Raw genomic sequence first — 18,474 nt, 5'->3', positions numbered from 1 at the left:
CCGCTGGAGCCCCCGGTTGAGACACTTCTTACAGCCGTCCCCGGTTCTGCTTGCGAACCCGCTTCACGAACGCGCTCCACGGACCCGCTTCACGAACGCGCTCTACGAACCCGCTTCGGCGGCCGCCTTCGCCGCGATGTCGGAGCGGTGGTGGGAGCCCTCCAGGCCGATCCGGCCCACCGCGCGGTACGCCCGCTCGCGCGCCTTCGCCAGGTCGGAGCCGGTCGCGGTGACGGAGAGCACCCGGCCGCCCGCGCTCACCACCTCGCCGGACGCGTCGTCCCGCTTGGTGCCCGCGTGCAGGACGTACGCCCTGGGGCCGTCCTTCTCGGCCACCTCGTCCAGCCCGGTGATCGGGTCGCCGGTGCGGGGGGTGCCCGGATAGTTGTGCGAGGCGAGGACCACGGTCACGGCGGCGCCGTCGCTCCAGCGCAGCGGCGGCTCGGCCTCCAGACGGCCGGTGGCGGCGGCGAGCAGCACCGCGGCCAGCGGGGTCTTCAGCCGGGCCAGCACCACCTGGGTCTCCGGGTCGCCGAAGCGCGCGTTGAACTCGATCACGCGCACACCGCGCGAGGTGATCGCCAGGCCCGCGTACAGCAGCCCGGAGAAGGGCGTGCCGCGGCGGCGCAGCTCGTCGACGGTCGGCTGGCAGACCGTGGCCACGACCTCGTCCACCAGGGCGGGGTCCGCCCAGGGCAGCGGGGAGTACGCGCCCATGCCGCCGGTGTTCGGGCCCTCGTCGCCGTCGTGGGCGCGCTTGAAGTCCTGGGCGGGCTGGAGCGGGACCACGGCCTCGCCGTCGGTGATCGCGAAGAGCGAGACCTCCGGGCCGTCCAGGAACTCCTCGATCACCACCCGGCCGCAGGCCAGCGCGTGTGCGCGGGCGGCCTCGACGTCCTCGGTCACCACGACGCCCTTGCCCGCGGCGAGGCCGTCGTCCTTGACGACGTACGGCGGGCCGAAGGCGTCCAGCGCCTCGTCGACCTCGGCGGGGCTGGTGCACACATAGGCGCGGGCGGTGGGCACGCCCGCCGCCGCCATCACGTCCTTGGCGAACGCCTTGGAGCCCTCGAGCCGCGCGGCCTCCGCGGACGGTCCAAAAGCCGGGATCCCGCGCTCGCGCACGGCGTCGGCCACCCCCGCCACGAGGGGGGCCTCCGGCCCCACGACCACCAGGCCCGCCCCCAGGGAGGCGGCGAGGTCGGCGACGGCGGCACCGTCGAGCGCGTCGACCGCGTGCAGCTCGGCCACCTCGGCGATGCCGGCGTTGCCGGGGGCGCAGTGCAGTGCGGTGACGTCGGGGTCGAGGGAGAGAGCGCGGCACAGGGCATGTTCGCGGGCGCCGCCGCCGATGACGAGGACCTTCACGGTAGGCAGCCTATTGCCTGGGGCGGCGGGCACTGTGCGGCGGGGGCCGCGACCCGGTCCGGGGGCGGTCCGAGAGCGGCTCGGCTCGGTCCGGGCGGGAGTCCCGTGCGAGCCCCTGCGCCGTGAGCGGGGCCACTCTTTTGGGTGAGGAGTGGGCGGTCCTATACCCGATGGGACAGCCCTTACGGGCTGAAATCCGGTGATCGAGTCCTCGTGGCCAGCCGTTCGGCGGTAGGAATGGTGGTCGCGCGTCAGCCGCGCGCAGGAGAGACGCCGCCGCAGAGGGAGTCGCACGGTGAGTCAGCCGGAGATGCAGCCCGAGGGGCTCCCTCGGCCGGAGGGTGCGAGGAAACAGGGTGACCTGCTCGGACGGCCCTTCCCGCACGGCGACTGGGGGGAGCCCGCGGAGCGGCTCGACGAGTTGTACCAGTGGGTGGAGGAGGGCGCGCTGGAGGTCGCCGGGTGGTACCTCGCCGACCGGGTGTGGAAGCGGCGGGCCGCCCGGGTGCTGCGGGCGGGGGCCGCGGTGGCGGGGGTCGTGGGGGCCGTACTGCCGCTGCTGGATCTGAACGGAACGCTGGACGGCGGCGCCGGATGGGGCGCGCTGGCGCTGCTGCTGGCGGTCGCGTGCGTCGGCGGCGACCGGTTCTTCGGGCTGACGTCCGGCTGGATGCGGGACATGGCCACGGCGCAGGCGGTGCAGCGGCGGCTGGAGGTGCTTCAGTTCGACTGGGCGTCGGAGAGCGTGCGGGAGGTGCTGGGCCCGACCGAGGGCACCGCGAGCGAGGCCGTGGAGCGGTGTCTGTCGGTGCTGCGGCGGTTCTGCGAGGACGTGTCGGAGCTGGTGCGGGCCGAGACGGCGGGCTGGATGGTGGACTTCGGATCCGGTTCCGCGCCGCTGGTCACGCAGTCGCTGATGGCCCAGGGCTCCCGTCCGGACAGCGGGAGCCCCGCGAGCCGCTTTCCGCTGCCGCCGAGCCCCGCCCGGCCCAATATGCCGCGGCAGCGCCCTCCCGAGCCGCCCCGCTGATGACGGCCGCGGGGCCTCTCGGAGACGGCGGTCGGCCCGGCGGTCAGGCGGCCATCGGCCCGGCGGTCAGGCGGCGGTCGGCCCGGCGGCGGTCGGCCCGGCGGTCCGCCCAGTGGTCCGTCCGCCCGGCGGTCAGCTGAAGACGATCATCGAGCCCTGGCCGAGGCTGCGCGTCGCCGCCGCGTGCAGGCCCAGCCACACATGGCGCTCCCGCGCGAACGGGCTGTCCTCGTACGGGACCGACGCCGCCGGCTCCTCCAGGCTCGTGGGGCGGGCCGGGGGCGCGGGGGCGGCCGGGGGGTTGGACGGGTCGATGCCGAGCGCCGGGGCGACCGCCTCCAGTTCGCGCAGCAGTCCATGGCTGGAGCCCAACGGGCCGCCGCCCTCGAGGAGTTCGTCGTTGGACAGCGGACTCTGGAAGTCGACGGGGACGTACGCACCCGCGTGGTCGTAGTGCCACACCAGATGCGACTGCTGGGCCGTGGGCTCGAACATCTCCAGCAACTGCTCGTAGTCCCCGCCGAGTTCGTCCACGGGCGTCACCGCGAGTCCGCACAGCTGGAGCAGATAGGCACGGCGGAGGAAGTGCAGCGCGTCGTAGTCGAAACCGGCCACCGGAGCGACATCCCCGGAAAGACCCGGCATATAACTGAAGACGGGCACGGGCGGCAGACCGGCGTCACTGAGCGCCTTGTCGTACGCGGCGATCTCTTCGGCGAAGGGGTTGTCGGGGCTGTGGCACAGCACATCGACGAGGGGGACCAGCCAGAGGTCACATGCCACGCGATCTCACTCTCGTATCCGTACGGTCGATGGTCGGCCCAGCGTAATGCCCCACGTACGCGGCGCGAAGAGTGCAGGACGCCGGGGCTGGCGGGCGGGGCCGTGGACCAGGTGGAGTTCGCGAAGAGTCCAGGGGGCGATCAGGGGGAGTTGACTTCCGGCTCGGCCCCCGTCCGGTTCCGCGAGCGCGTCTCCTCCCCCGCCACCAACCGCTCGATCAGCGCACGGAAATGCGTGTTGTACGCCGCTATGAGGCGCTCCGAGTCATGGGGGTCCCCACGGGTGACCGCCGCCGTGAGCTCGCAGTGCCCCGTCCACAGCAGCCCCCGCAGATCGGGTACGCGGCGCAGATACGGCACCGTGAACACCCAGGTCTGCACCCGCAGCCGCTGAAGGAAGTCCAGCACGTACGGATTGCCGACCAGCCCGCAGATCTCCCGCCAGAAGCGCAGGTCGTAGCCGATGAGGATGTCCAGATCACCGGAGCGGGCGGCCCGCTCGGCCTCCTCGGCCCGCCGCCGCACCGAGGCCATCACCTGCGGGGTCATGCTGCTCAGCGTCTGCTCGACGTAGTGCCGGAAGACGCCCTCCACCACCATCGTGCGGGCGTCCACCATGTGCCGGAAGTCGTCGATGGTGAACTCGTGGACCTTGAAGCCCCGGTGCTCCTCGACATCGAGCAGCCCCTGGGAGCACAGGTCCAGCAGCGCCTCCCGGACGGGGGTCGCGGAGACGCCGTACTGCTGGGCGATCTCCTTGACGGTGAACTGGCGCCCCGCAGGGAGCCTGCCCGCGAGCACCTCGTCACAGAGCGCGTCGGCGATCTGCTGCCGCAGGGTGTTCCGCTTGACCGGGCTGGTGCCGGGCACGGGCATCGAGGACCGTCTCCTTCCACGGCCGTCGGTGTAAGAAAGCGGACGGCCCTCGCATCACGATATGCGAGGGCCGTTGCGCGGAACACGCAGAGTGCGGCGGTGGTCTACACCGGGCAGCCGTCGGGCAGCGGTCGGGCCGTGTCGGGAAGCAAACGGGCAGGGCCGGGAAGCCGGTACCCGAAGGCCGCTACGCCGTATGCGCGTCGGCCGCGTTCAGCGCCTCGTCCAGGATCGCCAGACCCTCCTTGGCCTCGGCCTCGGTGACGGTGCACGGCGGCACGACATGGGTGCGGTTCATGTTCACGAAGGGCCACAGACCGCCGCGCTTGCAGGCCGCCGCGAAGTCGGCCATCGGCTGGTTGTCCGCTCCGCCCGCGTTGTACGGCACCAGCGGTTCGCGGGTCTCCTTGTCCTTGACCAGGTCCAGCGCCCAGAAGACGCCCAGGCCGCGCACCTCGCCGACCGAGGGGTGGCGCTCGGCGATCTCCCGCAGCGCGGGGCCGATCACGTTCTCGCCGATCGCGGCGGCGTTCTCCACGATCCCCTCCTCCGCCATCGCGTTGATCGTCGCGACGGCCGAGGCGCAGGCCAGCGGGTGGCCGGAGTAGGTGAGCCCGCCCGGGTAGGGGCGCTGGTCGAAGGTCGCGGCGATCTCGGCGGAGATCGCGACGCCGCCGAGCGGCACATAGCCGGAGTTGACGCCCTTGGCGAAGGTCAGCAGGTCCGGGGTGACGCCGAAGTGGTCGGCCGCGAACCAGTGGCCGGTGCGGCCGAAGCCCGCCATGACCTCGTCCAGGATGAACACGATGCCGTAGCGGTCGCAGATCTCCCGGACCCCGGCCAGATAGCCGGGCGGCGGAACCATGATCCCGGCGGTGCCGGGGATGGTCTCCAGGATGATCGCGGCGATGGTCCGCGGGCCCTCGAAGGCGATGGTGTCCTCGAGGTGGCGCAGCGCGCGCTCGCACTCCTGCTGCTCGCTGTCGGAGTGGAAGGGCGAGCGGTAGCGGAACGGCGCCCAGAAGTGCACCACACCCGCGGAGGCGGTGTCGGAGGGCCAGCGGCGGGGGTCGCCGGTGAGGTTGATCGCGGCGGCGGTGGCGCCGTGGTACGAGCGGTAGGCGGAGAGCACCTTGGCGCGGCCGGTGTGCAGCCGGGCCATGCGGACCGCGTTCTCCACCGCCTCGGCGCCGCCGTTGGTGAAGAAGATCTTGTCGAGGTCGCCGGGGGTGCGCTCGGCCACCAGCCGCGCCGCCTCGGACCGCACGTCCACGGCGAAGCCCGGCGCGATGGTGCACAGCTTCGCGGCCTGCTCCTGGATCGCGGCCACGACCTTGGGGTGCTGGTGGCCGATGTTGGTGTTCACCAGCTGGCAGGAGAAGTCGAGGTAGCGGTTGCCGTCGTAGTCCCAGAAGTACGAGCCTTCGGCGCCCGCGATGGCGAGGGGATCGATCAGGCCCTGCGCGGACCAGGAGTGGAAGACATGCGCGCGGTCGGCGGCCTTGACGGCGGCGCCGGCCGCGTGGTCGGGGCTGGGCTGCACGGACACGTTCGTACCTCGGATCGCTCGCGGGTCGGGGCGGGACCAGCGTACGGACCCCGGCCCCGCGCCCGGCACCGACAGCCTGTCCGGGTTTCGGGTCGTACGCCGACATCCTGCCGGGCGGTGGGGGCTGTGGCCGTCGCCGGTGGTCGGGGGGCGGCTGTCCGGATTTCGCTCCCGGCGGTTCCCCCTCCAGGGCTCCGGGATTCCGTTCTCCTCCGGGGCCCGGGATTCCGTTCTCCGGCTCGGGAGTGACACGGGTCTCCGGCTCGGGAGTGACACAGGACGGATACGGAACCGATAACGGATCGTCCGCGTCGTCCACTTCGCTCTCAGCCGCCCTTATTCTCTCCGGGGGGCTGATCAGGGGGATTCACGGGGAAGGGACGATCGACGCATGGAAGACCTGGGGGCCGAGGACCCTCGCTGGATCGGTGACTACCGGCTGCTCCGGCGTCTTGGCGCGGGTGGCATGGGCCGGGTGTTCCTGGCTCATTCATCACGCGGGCGCACGGTGGCGGTGAAGCTCGTCCAGACCGAGCTCGCCCAACAGGCCGAATTCCGGCGGCGGTTCAAACAGGAGGTGCGGGCCGCGCAGCGGGTCGGGGGCGCGTGGACCGCGCCGGTGCTGGACGCCGACACCGAGGCCGCCACCCCATGGGTCGCCACCGGCTACATCGCCGGTCCCTCCCTGCACGCGATCGTCGCCGAGTCGGGCCTGCTGCCCGAGCGGACCGTCCGCATCCTGGCGCACGGCCTGACGCAGGCGCTCCGCGACATCCACGACGCCGGTCTGGTCCACCGTGACCTCAAACCGTCCAACGTCCTGGTCACCATCGACGGTCCGCGCGTCATCGACTTCGGTATCGCACGGGCGCTGGAGACCGTCACCGACGGCATCCTCACGCGCAGCGGCGCCGTCGTCGGCTCGCCCGGCTTCATGTCCCCCGAGCAGGTGCGCGGCGAGCGGGTCACCCCCGCCAGCGACGTCTTCTGCCTCGGCTCGGTGCTCGCCTACGCGGCGACCGGACGCCAGCCCTTCGGCACGGCCGACAGCGGGGTGCACGCGGTGATGTACCGCATCGCCCAGGAGGAGCCGGACCTGGAGGGACTGCCGGAGGGGCTGCGGGACCTCGTCACCGACTGCCTGAAGAAGGCCCCGGACGACCGGCCCTCGCTGGAGGCGCTGCTGGAGCGTACGGCCGGGGCGGACGACGACGGCGAGCCGTGGCTGCCGGGCACGCTCGTCGCCCAGCTCGGGCGGCACGCGGTGCAGTTGCTCGAGGTGGAGACGCCCGCCGGGCCGGGGGTGCCCGCTCGCCCGGCCGTACCGCCCGTGGCCGGGGCGGCGGGCCCCGCCGTCCCGCCGCCGCCCGCCGCGCCGCCGTCGGCCACGTCGTACCCCCTGGCCCCGGCGGAACCCCCCGCTCCCCCGCCACCGGTCACCCCGCCCCGCCCCTCGGCGGCCCCGCTCCCCCCGGCCCCGTCCACTCCGCCCTCGACGGGCCCGGCCCAGGGCGGCGGGCACCCGGCCGCGCCGCAGACGGGCGAGGACCAGGGCGACCCCGGCCCAGCCGCCGGGCCACCGGCAGGCGGCCCGGCGTCGGCCGACCCACGCCGGTCCGGCGCCCCGCAGGCCGCCGCGCCAGACCCCAGCGGGGCGGCCGCGGGCCCGGAGGCCGCCCCGCCATCGGCGGGTACGCCACAGGCTGGAGCGGTCCACGACGCACCCGGAAGCGCCGCCCCGCCGCAGGGAGGGGCAGCCGGGGCCGCCGCCTCGCCAAACGCGTCCGGTGGCGCCACACCGGGCGGACCGTCCGCCGCGCCTCAGGCGGGCGCGGGCCAGGCCGCGCCGGGCCACGGCGCGGCCGGAAGCGCCACCCCGCCACAGGCAGGCGCGGCCGCCACGCCGTCCAACGCATCGGGTGGGGCCGCACCGGGCCACGGCGCCTCACACTCGGCCCCACCCGCGACACCCGGCGGACCGTCCGCCACGCCGCAGGCAGGTGCACCCCAGGCAGGTGCACCGCAGGCGTCCGGGGGCGCCGCGCCGAGCCATGGCGCCCCACACTCGGCCCCACCCGCGACACCCGGCGGATCCCCCGCCGCGCCTCGGGCGGACGCGGGGCAGGCCGGGCCGGGCCACGGCACGCCCGGAAGCGCCACCCCGCCACAGGCAGGCGCGGCCGGAGGACCCGCCACCCCGCCCAACGCGCCCGGTAGCGCCGCGCCCGGCCACGGCACTCCGCACGCCGCCGCGCCCGGAACACCCGGCGGGCCCTCCGCCGCGCCGCACGCGGGCACGCCCGGCCATGGCGCGCCCGGAGGCGCCACCCCGCCGCAGGCAGGCCCGGGTGCCGCCGCATCCAACTCGCCCGGTTCCGGCGGGCCGTACGCCCCCGGGACGTACGGCTACCCGTCGCACGCCACGCCACCGCAGACGCCGCAGACGCCGCAGGCGGGCGCGGAGGGCGAGCCGCCGACGCCATCGCACGGCTTTGGGCCGCCCGCGGTCACCTCGTTCGGGGCGGCCTCCGGGTCGCCTTCCGCCGGGTTCGGCGGACCGAGCGGACCAGGCGGACCGAGCGGACCCGCCGGACCCGGCGGACCGAGTGGGCCAGGGGCGCCGGGCGGGCCCGGGGGCGGCCCGTCGCAGACGTCCCCGAAGCCGAACCGACGACGCCGTAAGACGCTCATCGTCGTGTCCGCCGCCGTCGCCACCGCCCTCATAGCCGGGGTCGCCGCGCTCGTCATCGTCAAGGGGAACGACGACAAGGGCGACCAGGCCAAGACCGACTACGACAAGGCGACCCACACCCCGCCCACCCCGGGCGGATCGGGCGGATCGGGCGGATCGGGCGGCGGCAACTCCAAGGGCTCCGCCGGGGGTTCGGACGGCCCCGATCCGTCCGCGACCAAGCTGGAGACGTCGGGCGACGTGCCCACCGAGTATCTGGGCGCCTGGGAGGGCGAGATCAAGGAGAGCGGCGGATCGACCGGCAAGATCCGCCGGGTCGTGCTCTCGCAGGGGCCGGTCGGCGCGGTCGTCGCCGAGACCCTGACCTCCGACTCGGACTCGTTCTGCCAGGACTCCGCCAAGCTCAAGTCGGTGGACAGCCTGCTCCTCATCGAGGACGAGGAGGTGTCCACCAGCATCCCGGAGGACAGTTGCAGCGCGGTCGGCGAACAGACGCTGCGGATCGGCAACGACGGCACCCTCGCCTGGAGCACCACGGACGGCTCCTCCGAGGCGACGCTGCGCCCCTCCAAGAGCGGCGGCAAGCCCATCCCCTCCGGTTACGTGGGCACTTGGCTGGCCAAGGACGCGTTCGGGAAGCCCGACGCCACGCTGAAGATCACCATCAAGCAGGGCGCGATCGGCTCCGTGGTGGGCCAGGAGGTCGCGGACAGCAAGAAGTACCACTGCGAGGGTGACCGGATCCTGGCCTCGGTGGAGAAGGGACTGGTCCTCAGCCCTTCGAAGTTCACCGGGGGGACTCCCAAGAATCTCTGCGGGCCCGGCACGTCACTCACGTTCACATCTTCCGGACATGACAAGCTGCGTGTCGAATATGACGACCCGGACGATTACAGCGATGAGACGATGACACAGACGTTCACCCGCCTCGACTGATCGGCCGATCGGCAGAGGGACTATCGGCACAGGGACAGGAGCCACACCGCGATGGAGAACCTCGGGGCCCAGGACCCGCGGTGGATCGGCGAGTACCGGCTGCTCGGCAAGCTGGGCGAGGGCGGAATGGGCCGGGTCTATCTCGCCCGCTCCGCCCGCGGCCGCACCGTAGCGGTGAAGCTCGTACAGGCCGAACTCGCACGCCAGGCCGACTTCCGCGGCCGCTTCAAGCGGGAGGTGGAGGCGGCGAGACGGGTCGGCGGGCAGTGGACCGCCCCCGTGCTCGACGCCGACACCGAGGCCGAGGTGCCGTGGGTGGCCACCGGCTACATCGGCGGTCCGTCCCTGCACAGCGTCGTCGCCGAGGACTTCGGGGCGCTGCCCGAGCGCTCGCTGCGGATCCTGGCGAACGGACTGGCCCTCGCGCTGCGCGACATCCACGGCGCCGGGCTGGTCCACCGCGACCTCAAACCGTCCAACATCCTCGTCACCATCGACGGTCCGCGCGTCATCGACTTCGGCATCGCGCGCGCCCTGGACGCCGTGGGCACCACCACGGGCGGCAATCTGACGATGACCGGCGCGGTCGTCGGCTCGCCCGGGTTCATGTCCCCCGAGCAGGTGCGGGGCGAGCCGGTCACGGCCGCGAGCGATGTCTTCTGCCTCGGCTCGGTGCTCGCCTTCGCCGCCACCGGACGTCAGCCGTTCGGCAACCTGGACAGCGGCATCCACGCCCTGATGTACCGAATAGCCCAGGAGGAGCCCGATCTGGAGGGGCTCCCCGACGGCGCGCGCGGGCTGGTCACCGCGTGCCTGAACAAGGACCCGGCCAAGCGGCCCTCGGTGGACGAGCTGGTGGCCGCCACCCAACCGGTGACCGACGACGGCGAGCCCTGGCTGCCGGGCGGACTGCTCGCCCGGCTGGGGCGGGACGCGCTCCAGCTGCTGGAGGTGGAGGCCGAGAACGCCCAGCCGGACGCCGTGGCGCCGCAGCAGGGCCCGTCGGCGTACGGCCACCCCCAGGCCGCCGCGCACACCCCGCCCGGCCCCTCCGCGTACGGCACGCCGCAGCCGTCCGCGTACGCGACCCCGCACGCCCACGCGGCCGGGGGTTCGCCGTACCAGATGTCCCAGCCCACCACCCAGCCCTGGCAGGGCGGCTATCAGACGCCGATGGGCTTCCCCGCCCCGGGCACCCGGCTGAGGCCGATCCGGGGGCTGGCCACCGCGCTGATGAGCATGTTCGGCATCTGGCTGGTGCTGACGCTCCTCGACATGGCGCTGAACATCTCGCTGCTCGACGCGTACTTCGGGTCCGGCGCGGTCTCCGAGGACCTCCAGACCAAGCGGAGCGACGTCGAGGCGATGGACAGCGGCACCGGTGTCGCCGCGCTCGTGCTCGTCGTGCTGTGGCTGGTCTGGTTCCGCACCGCCTACATCAACTCCACGGTGCTCAACCCCGGGCGGCAGCGGTTCGGCAGCGGCTACTCCGTGGGCGCCTGGTTCATCCCGATCGCCCAGCTGTGGCTGCCCAAGCAGATCGCCAACGACGTCTGGACCTCCAGCACCCCGCCGGGGCCCGGCCGCGGCGGCCGCGCGGTGCTGCACTGGTGGTGGACGTTCTTCGTGATGATGTTCCTGATGTTCCCGGTGAACGGGATCAGCGAGATCGTCGGCGACAACGTCAGGGAGCAGCGGCCCAGCGTCATCATCAGCATCGTCGACGACTCGATCGGCATCCTGACCGCGCTGCTGGCCATCGCCGTGGTGCGGCGGATCACCAAGATGCAGGAGCAGCGGGCCGCGCGGCCCGCCGCTCAAGCGCAGCAGCCCGCCGGGGTGTTCGGCCCGCCCGCGGCGTAGTGACGCCGGCGCGCGGGCCGGGCTCCCGGGAGCCGGGCTCCCGGGAGCCGCCCTCCCGCCGAGTGGTCAGAGGAACGAGTTGATCTGGATGGTCTCGTCACGGCCGGGCCCGACGCCGATCGCCGAGATCGGGGCGCCCGACATCTCCTCGAGCGCCTGGACGTACTTCTGCGCGTTCTTCGGCAGCTCGTCGAAGGTCTTGGCCTTGGTGATGTCCTCCGACCAGCCCGGCAGCGTCTCGTAGATCGGCTTGGCGTGGTGGAAGTCGGTCTGGCTGTACGGCAGTTCCTCGACGCGCTTGCCGTCGATCTCGTACGCCACGCACACCGGGATCCGCTCCCAGCCGGTGAGCACGTCGAGCTTGGTGAGGAAGAAGTCGGTCAGACCGTTGACCCGGGTCGCGTAGCGCGCGATGACCGCGTCGAACCAGCCGCAGCGCCGGTCGCGCCCGGTGGTCACACCGCGCTCGCCGCCGATCGTGCGCAGCTTCTCGCCGTCTTCGTCGAGGAGCTCGGTGGGGAACGGGCCCGCGCCGACGCGGGTGGTGTACGCCTTCAGGATGCCGATCACGCGGCTGATCTTCGTCGGGCCCACTCCGGTGCCGGTGCAGGCGCCGCCCGCGGTCGGGTTGGAGGAGGTGACGAAGGGGTACGTGCCGTGGTCGACGTCGAGCAGGGTGCCCTGCCCGCCCTCGAAGAGCACGACCTGGCCCTGGTCGATGGCGTTGTTGAGCAGCAGGGTGGTGTCGGCGACATAGCCGCTGAGCGGGTCCGCGTAGCCCAGCAGCTCCTCGACGACCTGATCGACCGCGATGGCGCGGCGGTTGTAGAGCTTGGCCAGCACCTGGTTCTTGTTGTCCAGGGCCGCCTCGACCTTCTGCCGCAGGATCGACTCGTCGAAGAGGTCCTGGACCCGGATGCCCACCCGGTTGATCTTGTCCGCGTAGGCCGGGCCGATGCCGCGGCCCGTGGTGCCGATCTTCCGCTTGCCGAGGAATCGTTCCGACACCTTGTCGAGGGTCGTGTGATACGGCGTGATCAGATGGGCGTTACCGCTGATCAGCAGCTTGGACGTATCGACGCCGCGGTCGGCGAGACCGCTCAGCTCGGAGAGCAGGACCGCGGGATCCACGACGACGCCGTTGCCGATGACCGGGGTACACCCGGGCGAGAGGATTCCGGATGGGAGGAGGTGCAGCGCGTACTTCTGGTCGCCGACCACCACCGTGTGGCCCGCGTTGTTACCGCCCTGGTAGCGCACTACATAGTCCACGGAGCCACCGAGCAGATCGGTGGCCTTTCCCTTGCCCTCGTCACCCCACTGAGCACCGAGCAGCACAAGTGCGGGCACAGGCGTACACCCCTTCCGGGCGGGGCATGTCCAACGTGCATGGTGACGTGCGCCACCACAAGAGCCGTCGAACCGGTGCCCCGGATAGACGAAGCCCCTGGCGCAACAGCGACAGGGGCTCTTGCACCGAGAGATTACCTGAGGAAGGACCGAGGTGTCGGCTCCAGATCCCCGGCCCCCTGCGCCGGACACCGCCCGGGGGCGCCCGCTGCTCATGGTCATCGACCCCAACGCCCGCCGCACGGACGGGGAGTCGGTGCGGATCGCGAAGGATGTGCTGTGTGCGGGCGCGCAGACGAAAATCTGCCTGCCGGAAGGCCCGGAGGAGGTCGAGCGGGCGCTGGCCCGCCGGGGCGCCCGCCGGCCGGTGCTGGTGGGCGACGACCGTGCCCTGCTGCGGATGGTGGAGCTGCTGCACCGGCGGCGGGAGCTGGCGGACGCCGCGCTGTCGGTGGTCCCGGTCGGCGGCTCCGCCACGGTCGCCCTGGCCCATTCCCTCGGGGTGCCGACGGACGCGGTCGCCGCGGCCCGTACGGTCCTCGACGGGACCGCGCGCCCGCGTGACCTGCTGGTGGACGAGAGCGGCGGAGTGGTCCTCGGCGGTCTGCGGATCCCCTCCGGGCTCGCTCCGCACGGTGCGCACGACGGGATGCCGGGCGGCGGCCGCGGCGCGGCGGCCGGGCCGGACGGAATGGCCGGGGCGGACGCGACGGACGGGCGCGGACCGGGGCCGCACGGCGACGGGGCGAGGGGCCGGGACTGCGGCTGCGACCCCCGCGTCCACGACCCCCGCCGGGCCGAGGACGGCGAGGACGGCCGCGACGGCGCGGGCCCGCCCGGCCATGACCGGGACGGCCCCGGCGGGGAAGGCGATGGCCACCGGCCGTGGTGGAGCCCGGCGGCCCGCACCGCCCGCACGGCCCTGACGCTGCTCTCGCTGCCGGTGATCGGCCTGGCGGGCGGCGCCCGGCGGCCGGCGCATCCGCCGCCGCAGCGGCTGCGGATCGAGGCGGACGGGGTGCTGCTGACCGACCTGGACCGGCCGGTGGAGCGGGTCTCGGTCTCGACGGCCGCGCCGGGCGGCGGGCTGGCCGAGATCGTGGTCCACCCCCATGCGGCGGGCGGCCCACTGCGCACCCGGGCACGGGCCGTCACCGTCTCCGGCCCGGACTTCCGCTACCACGCGGACGCGCTGATCCGCGGCCCGGTCCGCAGCCGCACCTGGACGGTCCTGGCCGAGGCCTGGAGCCTGATGCTCCCGCACCGCCCTTGAGTCCCGCTCGCGCCGCCCCCGGGCCCGGTGGGGCCGGGCGGCGGCGCGGGTGGGGTCGTCAGCCCGCTTCGGCCTCGCGGGCCTCGGCGGCGCGGCGCTCGGCCTGTTGGGTGCGCCAGCGCTCCAGCATCTTGGGCAGCTCCCGCTGGACGAACTCGAAGAAGTCGGCGGTCTCGGTGATCCGCATACCCGCCGGGGTGGCGGGGCCGAGCACCTTCGCGCCGTCGCGCATGGTGCTCTCCCAGCGGGCGAGTATCTGGTCCCGGCGGGTCAGCGTCTCGTACCAGACCCCGTTGTTGTAGAGCCGGTAGCGATCGCGGCGGGAGCCCGGCTCGCGCTCCCGCACCACCATGTCCACCTGCGACAGATAGCGGATCGCGCCCGAGACGGCGGCCGGGCTGATCCGCAGCCGCTCGGCGAGCTCCGCCGAGGTGAGGGCCCCGGAGTCGGAGACGAGGAGCGCCGCGAAGACCCGCGCCGCCATGCGCTGCATCCCGGCCTCGGCCAGATCGGCCGCGAACCGCTCGACGAACCTGGACACCGCCGCCTCGTCACGCGCCGCTTCACCGCGCGTGTCCTCGGGCGCGCCCCCTGGTTCGATCGTCTCCCTCACCGCTTCATCATCTCCTCTCTTCGTCACATCATCATAAGTTTATATGGTTCCTTAACTTCACAAATTTGTGAAACTAGCGTAGCTTCGAAATCATGAAAACGGCAATCTCCGTGTCCGGCCTCCACAAGTCCTTCGGCCGGACCCACGCGTTGGACGGCCTCGACCTCGAAGTCGAGGCAGGTGAGGTCCATGGCTTCCTCGGGCCCAACGGCGCCGGGAAGTCCACGACCATCCGGGTCCTCCTCGGGCTGCTCCGCGCCGACTCCGGCGCGGTGCAGATGCTCGGCAAGGACCCCTGGCACGACGCGGTCGACCTCCACCGCCACATCGCGTACGTCCCCGGAGACGTCACCCTGTGGCGCAACCTGAGCGGTGGAGAGGTCATCGACCTGTACGGGCGGCTGCGCGGTGGTCTGGACACCGCACGCCGCGCCGAGCTCCTGGAGCGGTTCGAGCTCGACCCCACCAAGAAGGGCCGTACGTATTCCAAGGGCAATCGCCAGAAAGTCGCCCTGGTCGCCGCGTTCGCATCCGAAGTGGAGCTGCTGATCCTCGACGAGCCGACCTCCGGGCTCGACCCGCTCATGGAGGAGGTCTTCCGCGAGTGCGTCGCCGAGGAGCGCGACCGCGGCCGTACGGTGCTGCTCTCCAGCCACATCCTCAGCGAGGTCGAGGCGCTCTGCCGGAGGGTGAGCATCATCCGCAAGGGCCGCCGGGTGGAGTCCGGCACCCTCACCGAGCTGCGCCATCTGACCCGTACGTCGGTGACCGCCGAGCTCGCCGGCGAGCCCAACGGCCTGTCCGGCCTCCCCGGTGTGCACAACGTGGACATCCAGGGCAGCCAGGTCAAGCTCCAGGTCGACTCCGACAAGATGGACGCCGTGCTGCGGCAGCTCACCCAGGTCGGGGTGCGCAGCCTCATCTCCACCCCGCCCACCCTGGAAGAGCTCTTCCTGCGCCACTACCAGGACGACATCACGCGCACGGAAGCCGAGGCGATCGCCCGATGACCGCCGTAGCCGACGCCCGGGTCTCACCCCGCGCCCGCGGATCGGCCCATGATCTGGCGGGCACGGGCACGCTGCTGCGGCTCGCCCTGCGCCGCGACCGGATCATGATGCCGGTGTGGGTGCTGTGCCTGGGGCTCACGGCCAGCAGCACCGTCGGCCGTCTGAAGAGCGCGTACGACACCCCCGCCCGCCGCGCCAGCCTCGTCGAGGACATGAATGGGAACGGCTCGACCCGGGCCCTGTTCGGCGCCGCCTTCGACGACACGCTCGGCGCGCTGACCGTCTGGCGCGTGGGTGCCTTCCTCACGGTCTTCGCCGCGATCATGAGCCTGCTCATCGTGATCCGGCACACCCGTGAGGAGGAGGAGACCGGCCGCCAGGAGGCGCTCTCCGCGGGCATGGTCGGCCGCCGCGCGGGGCTCACCTCGGCCCTGCTCGCCGTGGCCATCGCCAACGGCGCGGTGACCCTGCTCATCGCGGGCAGTCTCGCGGGCCAGGGCGGCACCGGCGCGCTGGCCCTCGGCCTCGCCGTCGGCCTGTCCGGTATGGCCTTCGGCGGCCTGGCCGCCGTCGCCGCCCAGCTCACGGAGAACGCACGGCTGGCCAGGGGCCTGAGCTCCGCCGCGGTCGGCGTCGCCTTCGTGCTGCGCATGGCGGGTGACGCCGCCGAGGACGGCAGCAAGGGCTCCGGCCATGTCCTGGTCTGGCTCTCGCCGCTGGGCTGGGCCGAGTACGCCCGGCCGTACGCGGACGAGCGCTGGTGGCCGCTGCTGCTGATCGCCGTGCTCGCCGCAGCCTCGATCGCCCTCGCGTACTCCCTCGCCGGGCGTCGCGACGTGGGCGCCAGCTTCTACGCCACCCGTCCCGGCCCGCCGGCCGCCGGCCCGCTGCTGAGCGGCGTCTACGGCCTGGGCTGGCGGCTCCAGCGCGGTGCCCTGTTCGGCTGGGCCGCGGGCTTCGTCTTCGCGGGCGCCATCTTCGGCGGCATCTCCGACGGTGCGAACGACTTCCTCGGCGACAGCGACAAGACCCGCGACATCATCCAGCGGATGGGCGGCGCCCAGGGGCTCAACGACGCGTTCCTGGCCGCCATGGTCGGCGTCCTCGGCACCATCCTCACCGTCTACACCGCCACCTCCGTGCTGCGGCTGCGCGGCGAGGAGACCGACCAGCGCGCCGAGCCCCTGCTGGCCAACGCCGTCGGCCGACTGCGCTGGGCCGGGAGCCACCTGGTCATCGCGTACCTCGGCCCGGTGGTCATCCTGGCGATCGGCGGTCTGGCGCTGGGGCTGGGCTACGGCATCGCGGCGGGCGATCTGGCCGACCAGCTCCCGCGCTGCCTGGGCGCCACACTCGCCCAGCTCCCGGCGGTGTGGGCGCTCACCAGCGTGACGCTCTTCCTCGTGGGCGTGGTGCCGAAGTACTCGTCCGCGGCCTGGGCGTTCGTCGGCTGGGTGGTCGCGCTGGGCTGGATGGGCCCGGCGCTGGAGCTGTCCGACTCCGTCATGGACACCTCGCCCTTCAGCCATCTGCCGAAGCTGCCGGGCGACGAGGTGACGGCAGCGCCGTTCCTGTGGCTGCTGCTCCTCTCGGTCGTTCTCGCCGCCGGAGGACTGGTGGGTATGCGCCGCCGTGACATCGGCGGCTGACCCCCGTCGGCCCACCACACCCCGGCAACCGCCCCCTGTTGTCCACAGGCTGTGGACAACAGGGGGCTTGTTTGTCCGGCGTGCCAGGTCTTTGTGCTCAGAGCTCGACCTGGAGCTCCCGCAGACCGCGGATGACGAAGTTCGCCCCCCGCTCCGGCTCCTTGACCAGCCGCAGTCCGGGCGCCTTGCGGAGCAGCGCGCCGAAGGAGGCGATCAGCTCCAGCCGGGCCAGCGGGGCGCCCAGGCAGTAGTGGATCCCGGCGCCAAAGCTGATGTGGGGGTTGTCCGTGCGGGAGAGATCGAGCGTGTCGGGGCGGTCGAAGCGGGCCGGGTCGCGGTTGGCCGAGCCGAAGAGCAGCGCGACCTCGCTGCCGCGCGGGATGACCGTGCCGCCGACCTCGATGTCCTCCAGCACCCAGCGCTCGAAGAGCTGGAGCGGGGTGTCATAGCGCAGCAGCTCGTCCACGGCGGTGGGCAGCAGCGCGTCGGGATCGGCACGGAGCAGGGCGAGCTGCTCGGGATGGCGGAAGAGCGCCCACCAGCCGTTCCCGGTGGTGTTGACCGTGGCCTCATGGCCCGCGTTGAGCAGCAGCACACAGGTGGAGATCATCTCCTGCTCGGTGAGCCGGTCGCCCTCGTCGTACGCGGCGATGAGCCCGCTGATCAGATCGTCCCCCGGGGCCCTGCGGCGCGCCTCGATCAACTCGCGCAGATACGCGGAGAATTCGACGGACGCGCGCACGGCCCGGCGCGCCGTCTCCTCGCCCGGACTCAGCTCGTACATCCCGCAGATATCCGCCGACCAGGGCCGCAGGGCGGGGCGGTCGGCGGGCGGAATGCCCAGCATCTCGGCGATCACGGCGACCGGCAGCGGTTCGGCGACGGTCTCGATGAGATCGCCGCCGCCCGAGGCGACGAGGGAGTCGACGAGTTCCGCCGCGAGCCGCTGGATCGTCGGGACCAGCGCCTCGACCGTCCGCGGGGTGAACGCCTTGGAGACGAGCCGGCGCAGCCGGGTGTGATCCGGCGGTTCCAGGTCGAGCATGCCGTGGTCGTTGAGGGTGTGGAACGGCTCGTGCTCGGGCGGCGGCGCGGTGCGGCCGAACTCCTCATGGCCGAAGCGGTGGAGATAGGTGCGGCCGAGCCTGCGGTCCCGCAGCAGGGCGCCGACATCCGCGTGACGCGGGATCAGCCACTGACGGGAGGGCTCGAACCAGTGCGCGCGGCCGCGCTCGCGCAGCTCGGCGTAGGCCGGATACGGGTCCGCGACGAACGACGGCCGCCAGGGGTCGAAGGCGGGGGCTTCCGCACTGCTGCTCATCCCCGGACGGTACCGCCGGTCCGGCTCGCCCTCCAGAGGCCGCCGACTGCCCCCAGAGGCCGCCAGATGCACCCAGAGGTCGCCCCGCTGCCCCGAGAGGACGCCAGATGCACCCAGAGGCCGCCGGCTGCCTCCAGGTGCGGTCCCGGGGGCTCGCCGGGC

General features: G+C 73.1%; 12 protein-coding genes and 1 pseudogene. 6 read left to right on the top strand and 7 right to left on the bottom strand.

The features are described from left to right. Positions 1-102: 102 nt before the first annotated feature. Positions 103-1,368: a phosphoribosylamine--glycine ligase gene (gene purD / locus ACJX2R_RS28355; protein ID WP_413102462.1), complete on the bottom strand. Its 1,266-nt coding sequence runs from the start codon at positions 1,366-1,368 to the stop codon at positions 103-105. A gap of 295 nt (positions 1,369-1,663) precedes the next feature. Between purD and ACJX2R_RS28350 the strand changes: the two genes are divergently transcribed. Continuing rightward, on the top strand, positions 1,664-2,398 hold the full coding sequence (locus ACJX2R_RS28350) for an SLATT domain-containing protein (RefSeq protein WP_413102461.1): 735 nt from the start codon (positions 1,664-1,666) through the stop codon (positions 2,396-2,398). 132 nt (positions 2,399-2,530) lie between these two features. Here ACJX2R_RS28350 and ACJX2R_RS28345 read toward each other — a convergent pair whose 3' ends face one another. The 3 genes from ACJX2R_RS28345 to ACJX2R_RS28335 all read right to left on the bottom strand — a co-directional run bounded on the left by ACJX2R_RS28345 (position 2,531) and on the right by ACJX2R_RS28335 (position 5,605). After that, on the bottom strand, positions 2,531-3,181 hold the full coding sequence (locus ACJX2R_RS28345) for a hypothetical protein (RefSeq protein WP_014053817.1): 651 nt from the start codon (positions 3,179-3,181) through the stop codon (positions 2,531-2,533). A gap of 140 nt (positions 3,182-3,321) precedes the next feature. After that, the gene (locus tag ACJX2R_RS28340) at positions 3,322-4,056 is read right to left on the bottom strand and encodes a GntR family transcriptional regulator (RefSeq protein ID WP_413102460.1); all 735 of its coding nucleotides are present in this window, start codon (positions 4,054-4,056) and stop codon (positions 3,322-3,324) included. 187 nt (positions 4,057-4,243) lie between these two features. After that, on the bottom strand, positions 4,244-5,605 hold the full coding sequence (locus ACJX2R_RS28335; protein ID WP_413102459.1) for an aspartate aminotransferase family protein: 1,362 nt from the start codon (positions 5,603-5,605) through the stop codon (positions 4,244-4,246). Between the two features lie 391 nt (positions 5,606-5,996). Between ACJX2R_RS28335 and ACJX2R_RS28330 the strand changes: the two are divergent. Both ACJX2R_RS28330 and ACJX2R_RS28325 read left to right on the top strand, forming a co-directional pair. Next, a pseudogene (locus tag ACJX2R_RS28330) lies at positions 5,997-7,358 on the top strand (serine/threonine-protein kinase); the annotation flags it as partial. Between the two features lie 1,926 nt (positions 7,359-9,284). Beyond that, positions 9,285-11,096 (top strand): protein kinase domain-containing protein, encoded by a 1,812-nt coding sequence (locus ACJX2R_RS28325; RefSeq protein ID WP_413102458.1) that lies wholly within the window; start codon positions 9,285-9,287, stop codon positions 11,094-11,096. A gap of 66 nt (positions 11,097-11,162) precedes the next feature. Here the strand turns inward: ACJX2R_RS28325 and ACJX2R_RS28320 are convergent, their stop codons facing one another. Further along, positions 11,163-12,446: an adenylosuccinate synthase gene (locus tag ACJX2R_RS28320; RefSeq protein ID WP_044572196.1), complete on the bottom strand. Its 1,284-nt coding sequence runs from the start codon at positions 12,444-12,446 to the stop codon at positions 11,163-11,165. A gap of 214 nt (positions 12,447-12,660) precedes the next feature. Here ACJX2R_RS28320 and ACJX2R_RS28315 point away from each other — a divergent pair, with 214 nt between their 5' ends. Then, positions 12,661-13,719, top strand: a complete 1,059-nt coding sequence (locus tag ACJX2R_RS28315; protein WP_413105963.1) for a hypothetical protein — start codon at positions 12,661-12,663, stop codon at positions 13,717-13,719. Between the two features lie 58 nt (positions 13,720-13,777). Here ACJX2R_RS28315 and ACJX2R_RS28310 read toward each other — a convergent pair whose 3' ends face one another. Continuing rightward, on the bottom strand, positions 13,778-14,332 hold the full coding sequence (locus ACJX2R_RS28310) for a GbsR/MarR family transcriptional regulator (protein WP_413102457.1): 555 nt from the start codon (positions 14,330-14,332) through the stop codon (positions 13,778-13,780). A 92-nt stretch (positions 14,333-14,424) separates the two neighbouring features. Here ACJX2R_RS28310 and ACJX2R_RS28305 point away from each other — a divergent pair, with 92 nt between their 5' ends. Further along, complete coding sequence (locus ACJX2R_RS28305) at positions 14,425-15,342, top strand: ABC transporter ATP-binding protein (protein WP_044572200.1); 918 nt, start codon at positions 14,425-14,427, stop codon at positions 15,340-15,342. Beyond that, positions 15,339-16,991 carry an ABC transporter permease gene (locus tag ACJX2R_RS28300; protein ID WP_413102456.1) on the top strand — a complete coding sequence of 551 codons (1,653 nt, stop codon included), beginning with the start codon at positions 15,339-15,341 and terminating at the stop codon, positions 16,989-16,991. Before ACJX2R_RS28305 ends, ACJX2R_RS28300 begins: the two co-directional genes overlap by 4 nt. Positions 16,992-17,088: 97 nt before the next feature. On the opposite strand, the gene ACJX2R_RS28295 is transcribed toward ACJX2R_RS28300, so the two are convergent. Further along, positions 17,089-18,312, bottom strand: coding sequence for a cytochrome P450 (locus ACJX2R_RS28295; RefSeq protein WP_413102455.1), 1,224 nt, complete (start codon positions 18,310-18,312; stop codon positions 17,089-17,091). Between the last annotated feature and the right edge of the window lie 162 nt (positions 18,313-18,474).

This window comes from Streptomyces sp. Inha503, assembly GCF_047215865.1.
In the GTDB taxonomy this organism is placed as follows: domain Bacteria; phylum Actinomycetota; class Actinomycetes; order Streptomycetales; family Streptomycetaceae; genus Streptomyces; species Streptomyces lycopersici.
The sequence above is the reverse complement of the archived record's forward strand: the minus strand, read 5'-3'. Positions and strand labels throughout refer to the sequence as shown.